Source organism: Stappia sp. (assembly GCF_040110915.1).
Taxonomy (GTDB): domain Bacteria; phylum Pseudomonadota; class Alphaproteobacteria; order Rhizobiales; family Stappiaceae; genus Stappia.
Genome location: NZ_CP157793.1, coordinates 2130063 through 2149846 on the forward strand (window position 1 = coordinate 2130063; position 19784 = coordinate 2149846).

A 19784-nucleotide genomic window follows, 5' to 3' on the forward strand; every position below is an offset into this window, starting at 1 on the left:
GGGCAGCGCACGGTGGCAGCGCACGATGCAGCGCACGGTGGCGACCGCACGAACGCGTTCCGGACACCGGGATCTCAGCCGGCGCGATCCGCCTTGCGCCGGCGTTTGTAGGTGACGGGGATGCCCATCTGCGCGCGGTACTTCGCGACGGTGCGCCGGGCAATGGTCAGGCCGCGCTGCGCGAAATGCGCCGCAATCTCCGCGTCGCTCAGCGGCGCCTTCGGATCTTCCACGCTGATCTGCGCGCGGATGGTCTCGCACAGCCAGGCCGGCGAGACACCGGCGGTCTGATCCCCCGTCCCGCCCGCCGTTCCGATGGGCTGCATGAAGAACCGCTTGAGCGGCAGCGTGCCCGAGGGCGTCTGCATGAAGGTCGCATTGACCACCCGGCTGACGGTGCTTTCGCTGTAGCCGAGTTCGCCGGCGAGATCGCGTTGCAGCAACGGCCGAAGGGCGGACGGTCCCGCATTGAGGAACCCGCGCTGGTGCTGCACCAGCGCGACGCCGATCCGCAGCACCGTCTCCTGCCGGCGCGCCACGGCCGAAACGAGCCAGCGCGCCGTTCCATAGGCCGTCTTCAGATCCTCGGAAGCGCCGTGCCGGCTCATGTCGCGGTAGAGCGCGTCATCCACCCGCACATCGGGCAACATCGAGCGGTCGAGCGTGACCCGCCAGGCGCCGTGCGCGTCGCGATCCGCGATCAGGTCCGGGCGAATCGTCTGGACCGGCGGGCGCGAGAACGCGAGCCCGGGTTTCGGGTCGAGCGTGCGCACCCGTCGCAACACCGCCTCGACACGCGCGCGCGGCAGAGCGGCGACGCGGCTCAACGCCGCCACACCGCCCGCTTCCAGCGTCTTCAGATGGGCCAGCACCTTGCGGGCATCGCCGTCGAGCCAGCCGGCGTCGTCCAGTTGCAGGCGCAGACAGTCGGTCAGATCGCGCGCGAACAGCCCCGTTGGTTCCATGCCCTGCAGCTTGCCCAGCACGCGCTCCAGGCGCGGCAGGGCAACGCCGTGGCGCTCGGCAATCCCGGCAAGCGGCGCCTCGAGCCAGCCCGCCGGCGTCAGGGCGTCGGTGAGCAGCAGCGCCAGTCCGCGCTCCTCCGGAGAGATCCCGCACAACGCCAACTGTCCCAGAACATGTTCGACAAGGCAGGGGCCCCGATCCTCCATGGTGGCGATGAAGTCGTCGCCCTCCCGCCGGCCCGCGCCTGCGTCGCGATGGCCGTCCTGCGACGCGCCGACGCTGAGCAGCGGGTTCATGTCGGCCTGACGCTTGAGGAAGTCGGTCAGATCGTGCGCGCCCATCTGCAGGATCGCGAGCGCGCGCTGCATGTCCGGGGTCAGAGCCAGCAGCTTCTTCTGCTTGAGCGCCAGGGCCGGAGCGATGCTCATGGCGGCCTGCCTATGGGGCCGGCTTGGTCTTGCGCACGATCGTGCCGATGTCGACGTCGAGGGCCGCGGCCGCCTTGCGCTTGCTGCCGTGCCGGGCGATCGCCGCGTCGATCAGTTGCCGCTCGTAGCGTCCGACCATCGTCTTGAGGCTTTCCCCGTCGCACGGCAGGCCCGCTTCGCCGCCCGCGATCGGGTGAGCGGCGGGCTCCGCCTCGAAGATCAGCGGCAGGTCGTCCTCGCCGAGAATCGCGATTTGCTGGATGATGTTGAACAGCTCGCGAACGTTGCCCGGGTAGCCATAGGCCATCAGCCGCGCGCGCATGGCATCGCTCAGCACCAGCGGATCGGACCGCCGCTGGTTGGTGGTCCAGACGAAGCGGTCGATCAGATGCGAAATCAGCTCCGGCGTTTCGCGCAAGGGGCGCACCGGCAGCTTGACCACGGCCAGACGGTGAAACAGGTCGCGGCGGAACTGCCGGGCCCGGACCATGTCGAGCAGGTCGCGATTGGTCGCCGAGATCACGCGGACATGCACAGACTTGGGCCGCGTCCCCCCGACCCGCTGCACCGTCCCTTCCTCCAGGAAGGTCAGAAGCTTCGATTGCAGGTGCAGCGGGATCTCGCCGACCTCGTCGAGAAACAGCGTGCCGCCTTCGGCCTGTTCGATGAGCCCCTTCTTGCCCGAACTCAGCGCGCCGGTGAAGGCGCCCTTCTCGTAGCCGAACAGCTCGGACTCGAACAGGGTTTCGGGAATGGCCGCGCAATTGACGACGATGAACGGCTCCGACGCCTCGCTCACGTGGCGGTGCAGGTAGCGCGCGATCTCGGTCTTGCCCACGCCGCTCTCGCCGGTGATGATCACGCGCACGTCCTGCATCAGCGCGCGCTCGCCCAGCGAGATGGTGCGGTCGAGCGAGGGGCAGATCTGCCGTTGATGCAGGAAGTCGGGGCGAACCTTGCGCTCGCCGCCCGGACTGCGGCCGGCCTGCGGCAGCCCCGAGGCGCGGCGCCGGGCATGGTCGAAGACCTGAAGGTCGCGCAACTGCAGCACCATGCCGCCGGCGTCGCCGGCAATGCGGCGCAAGGTGGCATAGACCGATCCGCGCAAGCCCCCGCGCAGCACGAACTCGCCGTTGCTCTGCCGGTCGAGCGCTTCCAGGACCGGCTCCCAGTCGTAGCCGCCGAAATCGCCGAGCGCATCGACCTTCTGCCCGGCGAGGTCCGCGCCCCGCGCGCCCAGGATCTGGCCGGCCTCCACATTGACGAAGATCATGCGGCGATCCGCGCCGATCACCACGATGCCGTCGGGAAACGAGGCGACACACCGCAGGACCGTGTCCGTTTCCTCCATACCGGTTGCAAGGCCAAGCAGATCGGCCGCGGCGAGGAGCTCGTGCCGATCGACGCTCATTGCCCGGCCCGCCCGCGGTGCAGCAGGTCGCCGGAGTGCGCCGTCACGCCGTTGCGAAAGGACACCGCCAGAAACGGCCGCCCGCGCGTCTGGAAGCACCTTGCGTTCAGGTCCGCGCCGATGGCACCGTCACGCCCCGCGATCATGACGGGGACGGGCGCGTGCAAGGCCCCGATCGGGCTCTCGCGCGTCTGAACGGCCAGCGCCTCGAAACTCGCGCCGCTTCGCACCAGACGATCCAGCGGGCGGCCGACGATCAGGTCCGGCGACAGGCCGAACAGCGTCTCCGCGGCGGCATTCGCGAAAATGACGATGCCCTGCTCGTCGACCAGCGCCAGCGCCTCCGGCACGGCGGCCAGCGCCAGTTCCAGATCGCCCACCTGCTTGCGCAATTCGTCGCTGCGGCGCAATTGCTTCGACACATCGCGCACGGTGCCCCACATGCGGAACAGACAGTTGTTGCGGATCAGTCCGCGCACATCGTTTTCCACGTCGATGGTGGTGCCGTCGTAGCGGGTGTCGCGTGACAGCGCCCGCACCACATCGAAGTTGTTGCGCAGCAGAAACAGTGCGAAGTCCTCGTTCTCCGGGTTGCGGTCGAAGATCTCGCGCACCGGCCGGTCGTTCAGGTCCTGGTCGCCCGGCAAACGATAGAAGCGCCCCATGGCGGGATTGCAGAAACGCCAATGACGGCGGTTCTCGAACATCTGGCGCACGATCTCGGGCTCGGGCGCGGAGAGATCCACCGGCTCGGCATATTCGATGCACCAGCACGGATCGTCGGAGGCGTTGAGAATGTCGATGAGCACGGCCTTGCCTTCGCTCAGATCCGCCGCGCGGGCGAACTCCGCCTCGCGCCACTTGAACAGGCGCAGCGTGAGCCCCTCGCCGCGATGCCTCCCGATCTCGACCAGCGCGCTGACCGGACGCGAACGCCCTTCGGCATCGCGCAGCCGCAGGCGGCGCGGAACCGGCCCGCTCGCGCCCGCCGCCAGCAGCGCGCGGAGATCCTTGCGCGCGCTCCGGCTGTAGACGAGCGACCAGTCCGCGCCGACGAGATCCTCGACCGAATGCCCCAGCCAGGCGGCCTGACGCGCATCGCAGTCCAGGATCACGCCGTGGTCCGAGACCAGATCGACCATCGCCAGATCGTCGATCGCCGGCTGATCGGCGGACACACAGGGCTCGGAGAGCTTGGACATGCGATGCCTTTTTGTGACGGGTGGGACGATCATCCCGAGACAGCGCGGCTTCGGTCAACAAACCCCCGCGTGCGCTGCAACCTTGCGATGCACGGGCGCAGCGCCCCCGGAATCGCGGCGACGGCGGCCCCGGCGCAAGCCGGGACCGCGGCTGCTCAGGTTGTCTTGGCCGTTGCCGCGCGCAAGCTGCGCAGGCTGCGATAGGCCAGGAAGGCCCCGGCCAGCGTGCCGAGGATCAGCAGATTGTTCACATGCCCCACAAGAAGGTAGCTGCCATCCGCGATCAGCGTGCCGCCGAGGCTCGGGCCGACGAAGAGGCCGACCATCAGCGCACTGCCGGCCGCCGCGGCGACGCGGCCCTCCACGTCCATTTCCGCGGCAAGCGCGGTCAGATAGGCGAGACAGAAGAAGTAGCTGCCGACCCAGAACAGGACCGAGACGGAATAGAGCGCCGCGTTGTTGGAGGACTGGCTGACCAGATAGGTCACCACGCCGGACACCAGAATGCCCGCGATCAGCGGCAGCCGCAGCCCGAACCGCGCCCCGATGATCGTCGCCAGCAAGGGTCCGGCCAGACCGAACAGGGCGGAATTGGCGAGCAGGCCGCCGACCTCGGCTTCCGTCAGGCCGGCCTCCATGCCGGTGGTCGCCAGGAACGCCCAGGAAATCGTGTCGCGCAGCGAGAAGCAGAAGAAGGCGAAGAGGATCGCCAGCCCGCCCGCTTCGAAGATCGAGAAATGGCCCCGATCGCTCTTGTGGGCAGCCACGAAGTCGTCCGCCGGCGGCGCGGAGGGCATGAAGGTCAGCAACGGCGCGAGGAGCGCGACCGTGGCCGCGAGCGCGATGTAGATGCCGGACTGGCCGTAGGCCTCGCCGATCGGCCCGAAGAGCTTGGTGATGACCGCCATGACGATCACGAAGAGCACCGTCATGTGGCCGGCGAATTTCTCCGGCTGCTCGGCGTTCGCGACGGTCGCGTTCCCGGTGGCGAGCGCCAGTCCGGCCCCCAGGCCGGCGATGGTGCGCAGGACCATGAGCGCCTCGTAGCTGCCCCAAAGGGCGCTGGCCAGATTGGCCGCGATCACGGTGGCCGCTCCGGCGAGCGCGACCTTGCGCCGGTCGATATCGGCCATGCGCGGGGCCAGAAGCACCGACGTCACGAAGACGCCGGCGAATTCCAGCGTGCTGAGCAGTCCCGCCTGCGCCTCGTCCAGTCCGAGGTCGTTCATGTTCGCGCCCACCATGAACGGAAGGGCGATCAGTGCGAGCAGGCCGGTGCCATAGGCAGCCGCGAAGGCGGCAAGCAATGCGCCCCAGTTGCTCGGCAGCATCCCCGCCAGTCCACCCGGCGCGTTTGGTGTGGTGGTCATAGGCAATCCCTCTTGTCGGCTTATGATTGTTCACAAGCCTCTTCATGCAATCGGGACGCCAAGCTCTCCCTTTTTCGCAAGAATCCTGAATATCATATGATTTCAGGGGGCTTGCACGCGTCCGGAAACGCAGACGCGGTGCGGCGCCGGGCCACGTGATGTGCTGCGTCATCGCGTCGCGCATCACTCGCGCCGGCGCGTCGGACGTGCCGGCGGCGGGCTGTCGAGGATCGGACGGGGAAACCGGAGGAAGGGCTGCCGCGCGGCGGATCACGCCGTGTGGGTGATCTCGCCGTCGCACATCGTCAGAACGGCGCGCGCCTGGTCGAGGTCGGCCGGCTCGAGCGCCTCGAGGTCGTGCGACAGCACGACGAGGTCGGCGGCGAAGCCGGGCGCCAGGCGCCCTTTCCAGTCTTCCGCGAACTCCACCCAGGCATTGTCGCGCGTGTAGGCGGCGAGCGCCTGGTGCAGGGTCAGGCTCTGGTCGGGCCAGTCGGGCCCGAGGTTATCCGGGGCAACCGCCATGCGCAGCGATTGCAGCGGATCGAGCGGGGCGACCGGCCAGTCGGTGGAGAACACCAGCTTCACGCCGGCGTCGCGAATGCGGCGGAAGGCGAAGCAGCAGCCGCGATGGCGGTCGCGCAGAATGTCGCCATAGGGATAGGGCGCGAAGCGTCCCGCCGGGGGCGCATGCGCCGGCTGCATCGAGGCGACCACGCCAAGCTCCACGAAGCGCGGCAGATCGTCGGGATGGAAGATCTCGACATGCTCGATGCGGTGACGGGCGTCGCGCGCGCCGTTGACCCGCCGTGCGGCGGCATAGCCGTCGAGCGTGCGCCGAACCGCCCCGTCGCCAATGGCATGAACGGCGATCTGCAGCCCCATGGCATCCGCGCGCACGCAGATCTCCTCGAAGGCCTCGGCCGCGAACAGAGGCTCGCCGCAGGTGTCGGGTCGCCCCGGATAGGGCTCGATGCAATTGGCGGTGTAGCTGTCGAGCACGCCGTCCATGAACATCTTGACGGTGCCCGTGGTGACGCGCCGCGACGCGGCGATCCGGCGCATGTCGTCTGCTTCCCGAAGACGTTCCAGCGGGTCCCACGGCTTGAGATGCAGCGGCACGCGCAGGCGCACCGGCAGCCGGCCGGTGTCCTCCAGCTCGCGCAGAAGCCGCAACTGATAGAGATTGCCGTCCATGTTCTGCAGGCTCGTCAGGCCGAGGCTCGCGGCATGGCGCAGCCCCTCCTCCAGCACGTCGCGGTCGCGCGCGCGGTCCTCCACCGTCGGCGCCGGATCGGGATCGCGTCCGTCGATCAGACCGCGCAGCTCGCGCCCGCCGAAGCGGGAAAAACGCAGCACATGGCCGTAGGCGTCCGGCTCCAGCAGCGCGCCCGAGGCCGTGCCGTCCGGCGCCATCACGATCTCGCTGCCCGGCGGCGTGTCGCGCCCGCCGAGAATGCCGGCAAGCTCCAGCGCGGCCGTATTGGCCCACAGCGTGTGGTGGTCGGCGGCCATCACCGCGAAGGGCCGGTCTGGCAGCACGTCGTCGAGCCGCTGACGGGTGACCGGCACGCCCTCGCCGAAAAAGGCGTAGCTCGCGTTGACGGCCAGCACCAGCCGGTCCTCGGGATGCGCCTCGGCGAAGGGACGCACACGGGCGCGCACGGTCTCCAGATCCGCCACGGCGAAGAGGTCGGGGAACATCCGCTCCGCCGAGCCGGCGAAGGCATGCACGTGACTGTCGATCAGCCCGGGGAGAACCGTGCCGCCCTGCGCGTCGATCAGCCGGGTCGCGGGGCCGGCAAGCGCGCGAAGCTCGCTCTCGTCCCCGACGGCGACAATGCGGCCACCGGCGACGGCGAGCGCCTGCGCGCGCGGGCGCGTGTCGTCGAGGGTAAGCACGCGGCCGTTGAGAAGGATGAGATCGGGAGCGCTCGTCATGGGTCTCTTTTCGCGGATCGGATCGAACGATGGGGACGAGATCCCGCCGGCGCCGGAGCCTCGGCGGGATCGATACGGGGCCGGCGCGCTCAGGCGAGGCCGAGCGCGAGGTAGGCGAGCGCGGACACGCCGGCCGCGATGAGCACGTAGGGAAGCTGCGTCAGCGCGTGATCCATCGTCGCGACATCGCTGGAAGACGCCGAGAGAACCGTGGAATCGCCGTAGAAGCAGGCATGCGAGCCGAAGGCGCCGGCCGACACGACCACGCCCACCAGGATCGACACGTCGATGCCGAGCGCCATGCCGAGCGGCAGGATGATCGGCAGCGCGATCGCATACATGCCCCAGAAGCTGCCCGTGGCGAAGGCGATCAGCGACAGCGCCAGAAAGGCCACCGGCGGCAGCAGGATCGCCGTGAGATAGGGGCTCACCGTCTCGATCACGAAATCGGTCAGGCCGAGGATGTCGTTGACTTCCTTCAGCATGAAGGAGGCGACGATGATCGCGATGGCCGGAACCATGCCCTTCAGGCCCTCCATGGCGAAGTCGAACATCTGCCCGACCTTCAACGTGCCCTGCAGACCGTAGAGGACGAAGGTGATCAAGAGCGCGGCGGTGACGCCCATCAGGATGTCGATGTCGAACCACCAGGTGAAGAAGATCAGGCTGACGATGGGCACCAGGAAATTGCGCAGGCGCGGCTCGCCGCGATACTCGAAGTCGATCTCCAGCTCGCCGCCGGCGGCGGTGGCTGTGCTTTCGCCGGCGGCCGCGCGCGCCTCCGCCGTCTTCATCGGACCGAGCGCGGGCACCAGCCCGATGGCGACCAACGGCACCAGAAGCACCGCGACGATGGGATAGATCATGTAGGGAATGGCGGAGATATAGGCGGCCATGCCGGCGCCGGCCTCGGCCACACCGTTGGTCTCCAGCAGGCCGGAGACATAGACCGCCCAGGTGGACAGCGGCACCAGCACGCAGATCGGCGCGGCGGTGGAATCCACGATATAGGCGAGCATCGGCCGCGAGACCCGGTGTTCGTCGGTGACGCCCTTCATGGAGGTGCCGACCGTCAGCGCATTGAGATAGTCGTCGATGAAGATCAGAAGGCCCAGCACCCAGGTGGCGATCAGCGACGATTTGCGCGTCCGGCAGAAGCGGATCAGCACGCCGGAAAACGCCTGCGCGCCGCCGGAATGCACGACGAGATGCGTCAGCGCGCCGAACAGGCTCACCGCCAGCAGGATCCACACGATGGTGCTGTCGGCCAGCACCGTCTGCGCGCTCGCCATGGTCCGCTGCATGACCTCGTCCTGCGAGATCATCACGTAGCCCACGATCACGCCGCCGACGAGCGGCTCCAGCGCGCGGCGCGACAGCACCGCCAGCACGATGACGACAAGCGTCGGAATCAGGGCGAGCGCCCCCGGATTTTCCATGATGTCCTCCCTTGGGGCGCAGCACCCCTGCCCTCTCACGCGACGCGCGCCGCCGCCAAACACCGCCGGTCGACCCCTCCTCAAGGGCCAAGCGACCGACGGCGGACTTGCAACGCCGCGCCTTCGCGCCAATGTTGCGTGACACTAACCGGCTACATTTTTTTATCCAATAAAAATTTTTATTGGATCAAGGAGAATGTTCATGGCGGAGAAATCGCAGGGTGGCGGCGGGTTGCGCGACCGGCAGAAAACGCAGCGTCAGGAAGCCATTCTCGCGGCGGCGGAGCGGCATTTCGCGACCCACGCGCCGGACGACGTGAAGATGGGCGACATCGCGCGGGACGCCGGCGTCTCCACGCCGACCGTGTTCAACTATTTCGGCTCCAAGGACGAATTGCTGCTCGCCATCATCCTCAAGGGGAACGCCGAGGCGCGGGCGCGCGCGGCCGCCATCCGCGCCGACGCGACAGTCGGCGTGAGCGACGGCATCTGCCGCATTCTGGAGGCCTATTCGGAGCTCTCCAGCCGGTTGCTCAGCAAGGAAGCCTGGCGCCATGCGGAAGCGGTGCACATCCGCCATCCGGCCTCGACCTTCGTGCGCCGCTACGACGCGATCAACCGCCACATCGTCGAGGACCTCAGCGCGCATCTGAACGCGCGCGTGCCCTCTGACCGGCTGGCGCCCGAGGATGCCGACCTCATCGCGCGCCTGGTGTTCAGCCGTTGGAACGGCCTGTTCCTCGACTACATCCGCGACGACGGGCTCGCCTTCGAGGCCCATCTCGCCGCGGTCGCACGCGAGATGGGCCAGGTGCTGCGGCTCCTGGGGCTCAGCCCAGCCTGATCCAGGTGGTCTTCAGCTCGGTGAACTTGTCGAGCGCATGCAGCGACTTGTCCCGACCGATCCCGGATTCCTTGAAACCGCCGAAGGGGACCGTCAGGTCGTCGCAATCGTAGCAGTTGACATAGACGAGACCGGCGCGGATCTCCCGCGACACCCGATGCGCGGTGGTGAGATCGTCGGTCCAAACGGCCGAGGCGAGCCCGTAGGGGCTGTCGTTGGCGACCGAGATCGCCTCCTCCAGCCCGTCCACGGCGATCACCGAGAGCACGGGGCCGAAGATCTCCTCGCGCGCCACCCGCATGTCGTTGCGCACCCCGTCGACCACCGTCGGCGCCACATAGGCGCCGGGGCGCGTGCGCGCCCCGCCGGTGGCGATGATCGCGCCCTCCTCGCGGGCCGTCTCCACATAGGAGAGCACCTTGCCGGCATGCGCGTCGTCGACGAGCGCGCCCATGCGTGTTGCCGGGTCGAGCGGATCGCCGGGCTGAAAGCCCTTCGCCTCTTCCAGCAGAACCTCGACCACCTGATCGTGCACGCTGCGCTCCACGATCAGCCGGCTCGGACAGGTGCACATCTCGCCCTGATTGAAGAAGGCCGACCCGGCCGAGGTGCGCGCCGCATGGGCGATGTCGCGATAGCTCGACAGGATGATGTTGGGGCTCTTGCCGCCAAGCTCCAGCCCGAGACGCTTGAGGTTGGACTGGCCGGCATATTCGGTGAAGATCTTGCCGACCCTTGTCGAGCCGGTGAAGAACAGCCCGTCCACGTCCATGTGCAGCCCGAGCGCGCGCCCGACCTCAGGTCCCGCTCCGGTGACGACGTTGAACACGCCTTCGGGAATGCCGGCCTCCAGCGCCAGCTCCGCGAGCCGCAGGGCGCTCAGCGAGGATTGCTCCGCCGGCTTGAGCACGACCGAATTGCCGGTGGCCAGCGCCGGCGCCACCTTCCAGGTCGCCATCAGCATCGGAAAGTTCCACGGCACCACGGCGGCGACCACGCCGAGCGGCTCGCGCGTGACGAGCGCCACCGAATCCGACGGCGTCGGCGCCACCTCGTCATAGACCTTGTCGATCGCCTCGCCGTACCAGGCGAAGCAATTGGCGACCGCGCGCACGTCGATCGACGTGCTGTCGGAAATCGGCTTGCCCATGTCGAGGGTTTCGGTGAGCGCCAGCTCGTCGCGATGGGCGCGGATCAGCTCGGCGAAGCGCACCAGCACCGCCTTGCGTTCGGCCGGCGCGCGGCGCGCCCAGCGTCCGTCGGTAAAAGCCCGGCGGGCGGCGGCGACGGCGCGGTCGACATCCTCCGCCCCGCAGGCCGCGATGTCGGCGAGAAAGCGCCCGTCGACGGGTGAATGGCTGGCGAAGGTCTCGCCGGAGACGGCGGGAACGCGTCTACCGTCGATCAGCGCCTCCCCGCGAAAGGTGAGCGTGTCGGCGGCGGCATGCCAGTCGGCTGCGGTGGCGGTCATCGGATCCTCCTTGATAACGCCACACCGAATGATCAAACGCTATATCTTTTGTCAAGACGAAAGCCGGCTCGATGGCGTCCGCGCGCGACCGCCGTTCCGTCAGCCCGCGTCGCGCAGCGCCTGCATGAGGTGCGCCCGACCGGCGCGCGCCAGCGTGTCGCGGATGTCGCTTTCCACCGCGAGCGCCAGCATCGCCGCATCGCGCCGCTCCAGCGCGGCGACGATCTCCTTGTGCCGGTCGACCACGTAGTAGCTCTTCACGTCGCGGATGACCTGGCGCTGAAACGGCCCGAGCTGCAGCCAGACGCTCTCCACCATCGGCATCGCCGCCTGATGCGGATTGCAGGTGTAGAGCAGGCGATGGAAGCGCTGGTTGAGCAGCGTGAGCCGGTCGAGATCCTCCGCCTCCAGCACCGCATCCATCTCGGCATCGACCGCCTGCAAGCGGTCCATCAGCACGCCGGACACATAGGGAAGCGCGCGCTCGGCCGCATGCACCTCGACCGCGATGCGCAGCAGCAGCAACTCCTCGAACCGCCCCGCCGTCATCGGCGGGATCCGGTAGCGGCGATTGCCCATCGCCTCCAGCGCGTTTTCCGACCCAAGCTGACGCACCGCCTCGCGGATCGGCGTCGGCGAGACCCGCAGGTGCTCCGCGAGGCCGCGCATGGTGACCACCGTGCCGGGCGCAATGCTGCCGGTCATGATCGCCTGGCGCAGCCGCGCATAGACGATCTCATGGGTCGTCGCCCCCCTGGGCATCGGGATTTCGGGAATGGTCAGAGTGCCGGATTTCGCCATCGGTCGCCACGTCGACAAGAGGAACGCGACCTTACAGGCGGGGGCGGAGTTGACACAAGGCGAAGAGAGTGTAGAGATCGACAAAACGATATATCATTTTTTCGACGCCTGCCCCACACTCCCCCAACCCCGAGGACCCGATGTCGAGGGAAAACGTGACCCGCTGGCTCAGCGAGCGGAGCGAAATCGAGAACATCTACGCCTGCGTCTGCGATCTGAACGGCACGCTCCGCGGCAAGCGCCTGCCGGTGAGCGAGGTCGGACGCATCATCGACGGCGGCCTGCGCATGCCGCTGTCCATCCTCTCGACCGACATCTGGGGCGAGGACGTCACCGACAGCGAGCTGGTCTTCGAGACCGGCGACGCGGACGGGCTGTGCGACTTCACCGGCCGGGGGCTGATCCCAGTGTCCTGGACCTCGCGGCCCGCGGCCATCGCGCAGCTGTGGATGCGTCAGGACGACGGCACGCCCTTTTCCGGCGACCCGCGCCGGGCGCTCGCCGATGTGCTGACCCGCGTCAAGGCGCGCGGCCTGACCCCGGTGGTGGCGACGGAGCTGGAGTTCTATCTCTTCGATCCCGCGAAGGAGCGACCCCGCCCGCCCGTCTCGCCGGTCACCGGCAAGCGGCTGCACACCGACAATGTGCTCTCGCTCGACGAGTTGCAGCATTTCGACGGGTTCCTGAACGACGTCTACCGCGCCTGTCAGGACCAGGGCATCCCCGCCGACGGGGCGATTGCGGAAAACGGCGCCGGCCAGTTCGAGATCAACATGCGCCACAGCGACGACGCACTGCGCGCCGCCGACGACGTGGTCCTCTTCAAGCGCCTGGTGCGCGGTCTGGCGCGCAAGCACGGCTACGCCGCGACCTTCATGGCCAAGCCCTACGGCGAGCGCGCGGGCAACGGCTTCCACCTGCACATGTCGATGGTCGACGCGCAGGGACGCAACCTCTTCGACGATGGCGGCGAGCTCGGCACGGATCTGATGCGCAAGGCGGTGGCGGGGCTGACGGCGACCATGCAGGAATGCACGCTGGCCTTCGCCCCGCACGAGAACTCCTTCCGCCGGCTGATGCCGGGCACCCACGCCCCCTGCGCCGTGGCCTGGGGCTACGAGAACCGCACGGCGGCGATCCGCATTCCCGGCGGCAGTCCCAAGGCCCGGCGCATCGAGCATCGCGTCGCGGGCGCGGACGCCAATCCCTATCTGGTGCTGGCCTGCGTGATCGGCGGCGCGCTGATCGGCATCGAGGCCGACCAGCCCCCGCCCGAGCCGATCGTCGGCGACGCCTACCGCCAGGCCCTGCCGCATCTGCCGCTCGACTGGGCCTCGGCCATCGACGCCTTCGCCACCGGCGCGAACATCCGCAAGATCTTCTCGCCCCGGCTTCAGAAGATGCTGGTGGAGTGCAAGCAGCAGGAACATGCCCGCTTCTCCCGCCATGTCACCGAATTCGAATATCACAGCTACCTGGAGGTCGTGTGATGACCATGCATGTCGCCCCGTCGAGCTACGCCGGCACCGGCGCCCACATCGACAGCTACTATGCCGCAAGCGCCAATCCCGCGCCCGAGCGCCCGCCGCTGGTCGGCGACCATGAGACCGAGGTCTGCGTGGTCGGCGCGGGCTATTCGGGCCTGTCCACCGCCCTGCATCTGGCGGAAAAGGGCTACAGGGTCACCGTGCTGGAGGGCGCGCGCGTCGGCTGGGGCGCGTCGGGGCGCAACGGCGGGCAGATCGTCAACGGCCTGAACGCGAGCCTGCAGACCATCGAGCGGCGCTACGGCAAGGACACCGCCCGCTTCGTCGCCGGCCTCGTGATGGAAGGCGGCGACATCATCCGCGAGCGGGTGAAGACCTACGACATCGCCTGCGACCTGAAGCACAGCAACATCTTCGCCGCGCTCACCGGCGCGCACATGCGCGAACTGGAGGAGCGGCACGCGCTGTGGCGCGGCTACGGGATCGAGACGCAGGAGATGCTCGACCGCGACGCCCTGCGCGCGCATGTGCGCTCCGACCTCTATGTCGGCGGCATGATCGACCATGCCGGCGGCCACCTGCATCCGCTCAATCTGGCGCTCGGCGAGGCGGCGGCGATCGAAAGCCTCGGCGGCACGATCCACGAGACCTCGCCGGTGATCTCGGTCGACACCGACGCGCCGCGTCCCGTGGTGCGCACCGCGCAGGGTACGCTCACCTGCAAGACGCTGGTGCTGTGCGGCAACGCCTATCTCGGCAAGGTGGTCCCCGGTCTCGCCATCCGCGTGATGCCGGTCTCGACGCAGGTGATGGCGACCGAGCCGCTCGGCGCGGAGCGCGCCCGCGCGCTCATTCCCTCCGACGCCTGCGTGGAGGACGTGCGCTACATTCTGGACTACTACCGCATGTCCGCCGACCACCGGCTTCTGTTCGGCGGCGGCACGGTCTATGGCGGCTCCGACCCCAGGGACATCGTCGCCAAGCTGCGCCCCAATCTGGACAAGGTGTTCCCCGAGCTGAAGGGTGTGACGATCGACTACGCCTGGAGCGGCAATTTCGCCCTCTCCTTCTCGCGCGTGCCGCAGCTGGGCAGGCTTGGAGCGAATACCTACTTTGCGCATGGATACAGTGGTCACGGGGTCACCGGATCGCATACATTCGGACGGATTCTCGCCGAGGCGATCGACGGCGACCTGAGCCGGTTCGACGTCTTCGCCTCCCTTCCCTGGTATCCGTTCCCGGGGGGCCGCACCTTCCGCGTTCCCTATTCGGTGATCGGGTCCTGGTACTACGGACTTCGCGACAGACTGGGTCTTTGAATGCACATCGGTATCCTGCAAACCGGCCGGGCGCCGGAGGAGCTGCGCGCCGAACATGGCGACTATGACGCCATGTTCCGCCGCCTGCTCGACGGCTTCGGCTTCACCTTCACCACATGGGCGGTACTCGACGGCGAACTGCCGGACGACATCACGGCGGCCGACGGCCATCTGATCACCGGATCGCGCCACGGCGTCTATGAGGACCATCCCTGGATCCCGGGGCTGGAGGACTTCCTGCGCCGCGCCTATGCCGCGCGCGTGCCGCTGGTCGGCATCTGCTTCGGCCACCAGATCCTCGCCCAGGCTCTCGGCGGCCACGTCGAGAAGTTCCAGGGCGGCTGGTCGGTGGGGCCGGAAACCTACAAGAGCGACGACGGCGCGCGCACGCTCATCGCCTGGCACCAGGACCAGGTGATCCGCCCGCCGGAGGGGGCCGAGACCATCGCCAGCACGCCGTTCTGCCGCCACGCGGCGCTGCGCTACGGCGATACGGCGCTGAGCTTCCAGCCGCATCCGGAGTTCACCCCGGCCTTCTTCCGCGACCTGCTGGTCGCGCGCGGCGAGATCCTGCCCGAGGCGACGCTGGACACGGCGCGCACGCGCATCGACGGCCCGCTGGACGTCTCGCCCCATGCCCGGGAAACGGCCCGCGAGATCGCCGAGTTCTTCAAGGCCGGCGCACGGGTCACGGCGGAGAGCGCCGCGCGGGCCTGAGACCGCCTCCCGGACCGCCCACGAAAAACCCGGCCCCGCAGAATGCGGGGCCGGGTGTGCCTGATGACAGAGGGCGGGACTGCTCTTGCGGTCTTGCCGGTGCGTCTTGCAGCGGTGCCCTGCCCTAGAGGGGCGTCATGCCGGGCAAGCGCCAGCGCGACCCGGTATCGGGGAGCCGAAAGCTTCGCTTTTTCCCGAGAGCTCCCCACGCGCGCTCCCTGCCTCTCCGATCCCGGATCTCCGCTACGCGGCGTCCGGGATTGTTCGTTTGAAGGAGTGTTAGATTCGGGGCGGTCTCCCGGCCCATAGATTGCCGGGAGACCGGTGGCAGGCGACCGTTCCGGGATTGGGTTTCCACCCGTCGTCATCAGGGTCCCTGCCGCTTCCTTTTCCCGCTTGGAGAGTTGATGGGGCCTCTGGCTGTCACCACGCCCGCGAACAATCCGAAGCCTGATCAGGATACCACCGCCATGGCTTTTCTGGAACATGCCCCACCCCATGTCGTCGGCATCGATGTCTCGAAGCAGACGCTGGCCGTCTCCGCCTGTCGCGGCAATGCGGCGCGCAGCGTCGCCAACACGACCCGCGCGATCCGCAAGCTCGTCGCCGGCCTGCCTTCCGGCACGCTGGTCGTCTGCGAGCCGACCGGCGGATATGAACGCCTGCTGCTGGTTGAACTCAGGGCCGCAGGGGTCCCCTGCCACCGGGCCGACACCTTGAAGGTCAAGGCTTTCGCACGCTCCTTCGGACGCCTGGCCAAGACCGACGCGATCGACGCCGGTCTGCTCGCCGCCTACGGGCAGGAGCGCTGGCAGCGCCTGTCGCTGCATCAGCCAAGCGGAGACACACAGGCCAGGCTGGCCGCGCTCGTGGCCCGTAGGCAGGATCTCATGGCGATCCGGGTCGCCGAGCTCAATCGGGCCAAGTCTCCGGGCTGCGCGTTGATTGCCTCTTCCTGCAAGGCGCTCCTGCGGACGCTGGACCGGCAACTGGCGGCGCTCGATACAGCCATCGACGCGCTGTGCGTCCGCTGCAGACTGCTTGCCCGGCGCATCGCTCTTTACCGCAGCCTTCCGGGCGTGGGGCCGCGAACCGCCATCGCACTCGCCGCCACCATGCCCGAACTGGGGACGATGACCGGCAAGCAGGCCGCCTCTCTCGCTGGCCTTGCTCCGCACCCCAGAGACAGCGGGACACTCCGGGGCTACAGAAAGACCCGCGGCGGACGCCCGCAGATCCGCTCCCTCCTGTTCATGGCCGCCCTTGGCGCGGCACGCAGCAAGGGCCCGTTAAAGCCCTTCTATCAACGACTTGTCGAAAACGGAAAGAAGAAGCTCGTCGCTCTCACGGCCGTCATGAGAAAGATCGTCGTCATCCTAAATGCACGCATGAGAGACGAACTCAACGCAATGAGTTGATGACGACCTTGCAGGGCTCTGTCGGCAACCTGATCCGGCCGCGCATCCTGCGGGGCCGGGTTTTTCGTGTATCTCGGGGTCCGAAGACGACGGGCATCCGGGCACGCGAAAACGCGCCCGGCCGTTGCCTTGCCGTGGGTCTCAGTCGATGCCGCCGAGGCAGACGTATTTGATCTCCAGGAAGTCGTCGATCCCGTATTTGGAGCCCTCGCGGCCGAGGCCCGACTGCTTGACGCCGCCGAAGGGGGCGAGCTCGGTCGAGATCAGCCCGGTGTTGACGCCGACCATGCCGGTTTCCAGCGCCTCCGCCACGCGCCACACACGACCGAGATCGCGGGCATAGAAGTAGCCCGCCAGACCGAAGTCGCTGTCGTTGGCCATGGCGAGCACCTCCTGCTCGTCGGTGAAGCGGATCACCGGGGCGAGCGGGCCGAAGGTTTCCTCGCGCGCCACGCGGGCGTTCCCGGGCACGTCGCGCACGACGGTAGGCTGGAAGAAGGTGCCTTCCAGACGCGCGCCGCCGGTCACCACCCGGCCGCCCTTGTCGAGCGCGTCTGCGAGATGGCTTTCCACCTTGTCGACGGCCGCCTCGTTGATGAGCGGGCCGAGGGTGACGCCCTCCTGCATTCCGTCGCCGGTCTTCAGGCCGCCGACGGCGGCCGCGAGCTTCTCCACGAAAGCATCATAGACGCCGTCCTGCACGTAGAAGCGGTTGGCGCAGACGCAGGTCTGCCCGTTGTTGCGGTACTTGGCGATCAGCGCGCCCTCGACCGCCGCATCGAGATCGGCGTCGTCGAACACCAGGAACGGCGCGTTGCCGCCCAGCTCCAGGCTGAGCTTCTTGATGCCGTCCGCGCATTGGCGCATCAGGATCTGCCCCACACGGGTGGAACCGGTGAAGGTGATCTTGGCGACCTTGGAGTTGGCGCAAAGCTCCTGACCGGCGGCGGCCGCGTCGCTCGACGGGACGACCGACAGGACACCCCTGGGCACGCCCGCGCGCTCCGCCAGCACCGCCATGGCCAGCGCCGACAGCGGCGTCAGCTCCGCCGGCCGCGCCACGAAGGCACAGCCAACCGCGAGCGCCGGCGCCACTTTCCGCGCGATCATCGCATTGGGGAAGTTCCACGGCGTGATCGATCCCACGACGCCGACCGGCTGCTTCAGCACCACGATGCGCTTGTCGCGCTGGTGGCCCGGGATGATGTCGCCATAGACCCGCTTGGCCTCTTCGGCGAACCACTCGATGAAGCTCGCGCCATAGAGGATTTCGCCCCTGGCCTCGGCCAGCGGCTTGCCCATCTCGGCCGTCAGGATGGTGGCCAGATCATCGGCGTTTTCCACGATCAGCTCGTACCAGCGCCGCAGCACGGCGGCGCGTTCCTTGCCGGTGCGCGCCGCCCAGGCCTTCTGCTCGGCATGGGCCGTGTCGATGGCGCCGCGCAGCGTCTCCACGGAGCAATCCGCGACCTGCGCGATTTCCTCGCCCGTCGACGGGTTGCGGACGGCAAAGCGCGCCGTGCCGTCCTGCCAGACGCCGCCGACGAAGGCGCGCGTTTCGAGAAGGCTCTCGTCCTTGAGCTTCATCATGCGTCCTCCCCGGCGGCCCGGATGGCCTCTTCCAGAATGTCCAGCCCCTCGGCGAAGGTCTCCTCGTCGATGGTGATCGGCGCCAGGAATCGCACCACATTGCCGTAGACGCCGCAGGTCAGCAGGATCAGCTTGCGCTTCTCCGCTTCCGCGCGCACCCGCGCGGTGAAGGCGGCATCCGGCGCGCTGCCGTCGGGCGTGTTGAACTCCACCGCGACCATGAAGCCCTGACCGCGCACGTCGACGATGCGCGGCGTGTCCGCGCGCAGGCTCTCCAGACGCTGCCGCAGCCGCGAGCCGAGCTGCTCGGCGCGCGCGCAAAGCCCCTCTTCCTCGATCACGTCGAGCACCGCATGGGCGGCGGCGATGCCGAGCGGATTGCCGCCATAGGTGCCGCCGAGGCCGCCCGGATTGGCCGCGTCCATGATCTCCGCCTTGCCGGTCACGGCGGCGAGCGGCAGTCCGCCGGCCAGCCCCTTGGCCATGGTGGTGATGTCGGCGACGACGTCGTGATGCTCCATCGCGAACAGCCGGCCGGTGCGCGCAAAGCCCGTCTGCACCTCGTCGGCGATCATCACGATGCCATGCGCGTCGCACAGCGCGCGGATCTCGCGCATCAGCTCCGCCGGCGCGGCGTAGAAGCCGCCCTCGCCCTGCACGGGCTCGATGATCATCGCCGCGACCCGCTCCGGCGCAAGATCCGACTTGAACAGCTGGCGCAGCGCCTTGAGGCTGTCGTCGACGGTCACGCCATGGGGCTCCACCGGGAACGGCACGTGATAGACGTCCGGCATCATGGTGCCGAAGCCGGCCTTGTAGGGCTCGACCTTGCCGGTCAGGCTCATGCCCATGAAGGTCCGCCCGTGGAAGGCGCCGCCAAAGGCGATCACGGCCTGACGCCCGGTCGCCGCGCGCGCGATCTTGACGGCATTCTCCACCGCCTCTGCACCGGTGGTGACGAAGACGGTGCGCTTGTCGAAATCGCCCGGCACGGCCGCGTTCAGCCGCTCGGCCAGCGAGATGTAGTTCTCGTAGGGCAGAACCTGGTGGCAGGTGTGCGTGAAGCGCTCGAGCTGGGCGGCGACCGCCGCCATCACCTTCGGGTGCCGGTGGCCGGTGTTGACCACCGCGATGCCGGCGGCGAAGTCGATGTAGCGGTTGCCCTCCACGTCCCAGACCTCGGCATTCTCGGCCCGGTCCACGTAAAGCTGCGTCATCATTCCGACGCCGCGCGCGATCGCGCCCTGGCGCCGCGTGGCGATTTCCGTATTGCGCATGATGCGGTCTCCCTGATCGGTCTGCCGACAGAGTAGGTCGTTGCGCATTCCGCGAAAGTCTGTTTCTTCGCTTCCACAAGTGCCTGTTTTTGCATACCCTCAC

15 protein-coding genes are annotated in these 19784 nt (G+C 68.3%); 5 read left to right on the forward strand and 10 right to left on the reverse strand.

Annotated elements, in window-relative coordinates; genetic code table 11:
* Window positions 1-74: 74 nt before the first annotated feature.
* The 6 genes from rpoN to ABL312_RS09380 all read right to left on the reverse strand — a co-directional run bounded on the left by rpoN (window position 75) and on the right by ABL312_RS09380 (window position 8757).
* Window positions 75-1394 carry an RNA polymerase factor sigma-54 gene (rpoN, locus tag ABL312_RS09355; protein ID WP_349361115.1) on the reverse strand — a complete coding sequence of 440 codons (1320 nt, stop codon included), beginning with the start codon at window positions 1392-1394 and terminating at the stop codon, window positions 75-77.
* Between the two features lie 10 nt (window positions 1395-1404).
* The gene (locus ABL312_RS09360) at window positions 1405-2805 is read right to left on the reverse strand and encodes a sigma 54-interacting transcriptional regulator (RefSeq protein ID WP_349361116.1); all 1401 of its coding nucleotides are present in this window, start codon (window positions 2803-2805) and stop codon (window positions 1405-1407) included.
* Entirely contained in the window at window positions 2802-4007 is a 1206-nt protein-coding gene (locus ABL312_RS09365) for a PAS domain-containing protein (RefSeq protein ID WP_349361118.1), read from the reverse strand. The genes ABL312_RS09360 and ABL312_RS09365 overlap by 4 nt, the downstream gene beginning before the upstream one ends.
* 155 nt (window positions 4008-4162) lie before the next feature.
* Window positions 4163-5377 (reverse strand): MFS transporter, encoded by a 1215-nt coding sequence (locus ABL312_RS09370; protein ID WP_349361119.1) that lies wholly within the window; start codon window positions 5375-5377, stop codon window positions 4163-4165.
* 270 nt (window positions 5378-5647) lie between these two features.
* Window positions 5648-7318: an amidohydrolase gene (locus ABL312_RS09375; protein WP_349361120.1), complete on the reverse strand. Its 1671-nt coding sequence runs from the start codon at window positions 7316-7318 to the stop codon at window positions 5648-5650.
* 89 nt (window positions 7319-7407) lie between these two features.
* Window positions 7408-8757 carry a Na+/H+ antiporter NhaC family protein gene (locus ABL312_RS09380; RefSeq protein WP_349361121.1) on the reverse strand — a complete coding sequence of 450 codons (1350 nt, stop codon included), beginning with the start codon at window positions 8755-8757 and terminating at the stop codon, window positions 7408-7410.
* 202 nt (window positions 8758-8959) lie between these two features.
* On the opposite strand from ABL312_RS09380, the gene ABL312_RS09385 reads away from it, so the two are divergent.
* A complete protein-coding gene (locus ABL312_RS09385) occupies window positions 8960-9601 on the forward strand; it encodes a TetR/AcrR family transcriptional regulator (protein WP_349361122.1) in 642 nt (213 codons plus the stop codon).
* Here the strand turns inward: ABL312_RS09385 and ABL312_RS09390 are convergent.
* Together ABL312_RS09390 and ABL312_RS09395 are read right to left on the reverse strand one after the other, a co-directional pair.
* Window positions 9588-11072, reverse strand: a complete 1485-nt coding sequence (locus ABL312_RS09390) for an aldehyde dehydrogenase (RefSeq protein ID WP_349361123.1) — start codon at window positions 11070-11072, stop codon at window positions 9588-9590. The genes ABL312_RS09385 and ABL312_RS09390 overlap by 14 nt on opposite strands.
* 99 nt (window positions 11073-11171) lie before the next feature.
* Window positions 11172-11873: a GntR family transcriptional regulator gene (locus tag ABL312_RS09395; protein ID WP_349361124.1), complete on the reverse strand. Its 702-nt coding sequence runs from the start codon at window positions 11871-11873 to the stop codon at window positions 11172-11174.
* A gap of 140 nt (window positions 11874-12013) precedes the next feature.
* On the opposite strand from ABL312_RS09395, the gene ABL312_RS09400 reads away from it, so the two are divergent.
* The 4 genes from ABL312_RS09400 to ABL312_RS09415 all read left to right on the forward strand — a co-directional run bounded on the left by ABL312_RS09400 (window position 12014) and on the right by ABL312_RS09415 (window position 16814).
* Window positions 12014-13363, forward strand: a complete 1350-nt coding sequence (locus tag ABL312_RS09400; RefSeq protein WP_349361125.1) for a glutamine synthetase family protein — start codon at window positions 12014-12016, stop codon at window positions 13361-13363.
* Between the two features lie 5 nt (window positions 13364-13368).
* A complete protein-coding gene (locus tag ABL312_RS09405) occupies window positions 13369-14679 on the forward strand; it encodes an FAD-binding oxidoreductase (RefSeq protein ID WP_349361381.1) in 1311 nt (436 codons plus the stop codon).
* Window positions 14680-15396: a type 1 glutamine amidotransferase gene (locus ABL312_RS09410; protein ID WP_349361126.1), complete on the forward strand. Its 717-nt coding sequence runs from the start codon at window positions 14680-14682 to the stop codon at window positions 15394-15396.
* 470 nt (window positions 15397-15866) lie between these two features.
* Complete coding sequence (locus ABL312_RS09415) at window positions 15867-16814, forward strand: transposase (protein ID WP_349357457.1); 948 nt, start codon at window positions 15867-15869, stop codon at window positions 16812-16814.
* 141 nt (window positions 16815-16955) lie between these two features.
* Here ABL312_RS09415 and ABL312_RS09420 read toward each other — a convergent pair whose 3' ends face one another.
* Together ABL312_RS09420 and ABL312_RS09425 are read right to left on the reverse strand one after the other, a co-directional pair.
* On the reverse strand, window positions 16956-18401 hold the full coding sequence (locus ABL312_RS09420; RefSeq protein WP_374730203.1) for an NAD-dependent succinate-semialdehyde dehydrogenase: 1446 nt from the start codon (window positions 18399-18401) through the stop codon (window positions 16956-16958).
* A complete protein-coding gene (locus tag ABL312_RS09425) occupies window positions 18401-19681 on the reverse strand; it encodes a 4-aminobutyrate--2-oxoglutarate transaminase (protein ID WP_349361128.1) in 1281 nt (426 codons plus the stop codon). The genes ABL312_RS09420 and ABL312_RS09425 overlap by 1 nt, the downstream gene beginning before the upstream one ends.
* Window positions 19682-19784 lie beyond the last annotated feature (103 nt).

Bases quoted from the DNA above. Each gene is read 5' to 3' on its own strand.
- rpoN (WP_349361115.1), bottom strand. From the start codon at position 1,394: ATGAGCATCGCTCCGGCCCTGGCGCTCAAGCAGAAGAAGCTGCTGGCT.
- ABL312_RS09360 (WP_349361116.1), bottom strand. From the start codon at position 2,805: ATGAGCGTCGATCGGCACGAGCTCCTCGCCGCGGCCGATCTGCTTGGC.
- ABL312_RS09365 (WP_349361118.1), bottom strand. From the start codon at position 4,007: ATGTCCAAGCTCTCCGAGCCCTGTGTGTCCGCCGATCAGCCGGCGATC.
- ABL312_RS09370 (WP_349361119.1), bottom strand. From the start codon at position 5,377: ATGACCACCACACCAAACGCGCCGGGTGGACTGGCGGGGATGCTGCCG.
- ABL312_RS09375 (WP_349361120.1), bottom strand. From the start codon at position 7,318: ATGACGAGCGCTCCCGATCTCATCCTTCTCAACGGCCGCGTGCTTACC.
- ABL312_RS09380 (WP_349361121.1), bottom strand. From the start codon at position 8,757: ATGGAAAATCCGGGGGCGCTCGCCCTGATTCCGACGCTTGTCGTCATC.
- ABL312_RS09385 (WP_349361122.1), top strand. From the start codon at position 8,960: ATGGCGGAGAAATCGCAGGGTGGCGGCGGGTTGCGCGACCGGCAGAAA.
- ABL312_RS09390 (WP_349361123.1), bottom strand. From the start codon at position 11,072: ATGACCGCCACCGCAGCCGACTGGCATGCCGCCGCCGACACGCTCACC.
- ABL312_RS09395 (WP_349361124.1), bottom strand. From the start codon at position 11,873: ATGGCGAAATCCGGCACTCTGACCATTCCCGAAATCCCGATGCCCAGG.
- ABL312_RS09400 (WP_349361125.1), top strand. From the start codon at position 12,014: ATGTCGAGGGAAAACGTGACCCGCTGGCTCAGCGAGCGGAGCGAAATC.
- ABL312_RS09405 (WP_349361381.1), top strand. From the start codon at position 13,369: ATGCATGTCGCCCCGTCGAGCTACGCCGGCACCGGCGCCCACATCGAC.
- ABL312_RS09410 (WP_349361126.1), top strand. From the start codon at position 14,680: ATGCACATCGGTATCCTGCAAACCGGCCGGGCGCCGGAGGAGCTGCGC.
- ABL312_RS09415 (WP_349357457.1), top strand. From the start codon at position 15,867: ATGGCTTTTCTGGAACATGCCCCACCCCATGTCGTCGGCATCGATGTC.
- ABL312_RS09420 (WP_374730203.1), bottom strand. From the start codon at position 18,401: ATGAAGCTCAAGGACGAGAGCCTTCTCGAAACGCGCGCCTTCGTCGGC.
- ABL312_RS09425 (WP_349361128.1), bottom strand. From the start codon at position 19,681: ATGCGCAATACGGAAATCGCCACGCGGCGCCAGGGCGCGATCGCGCGC.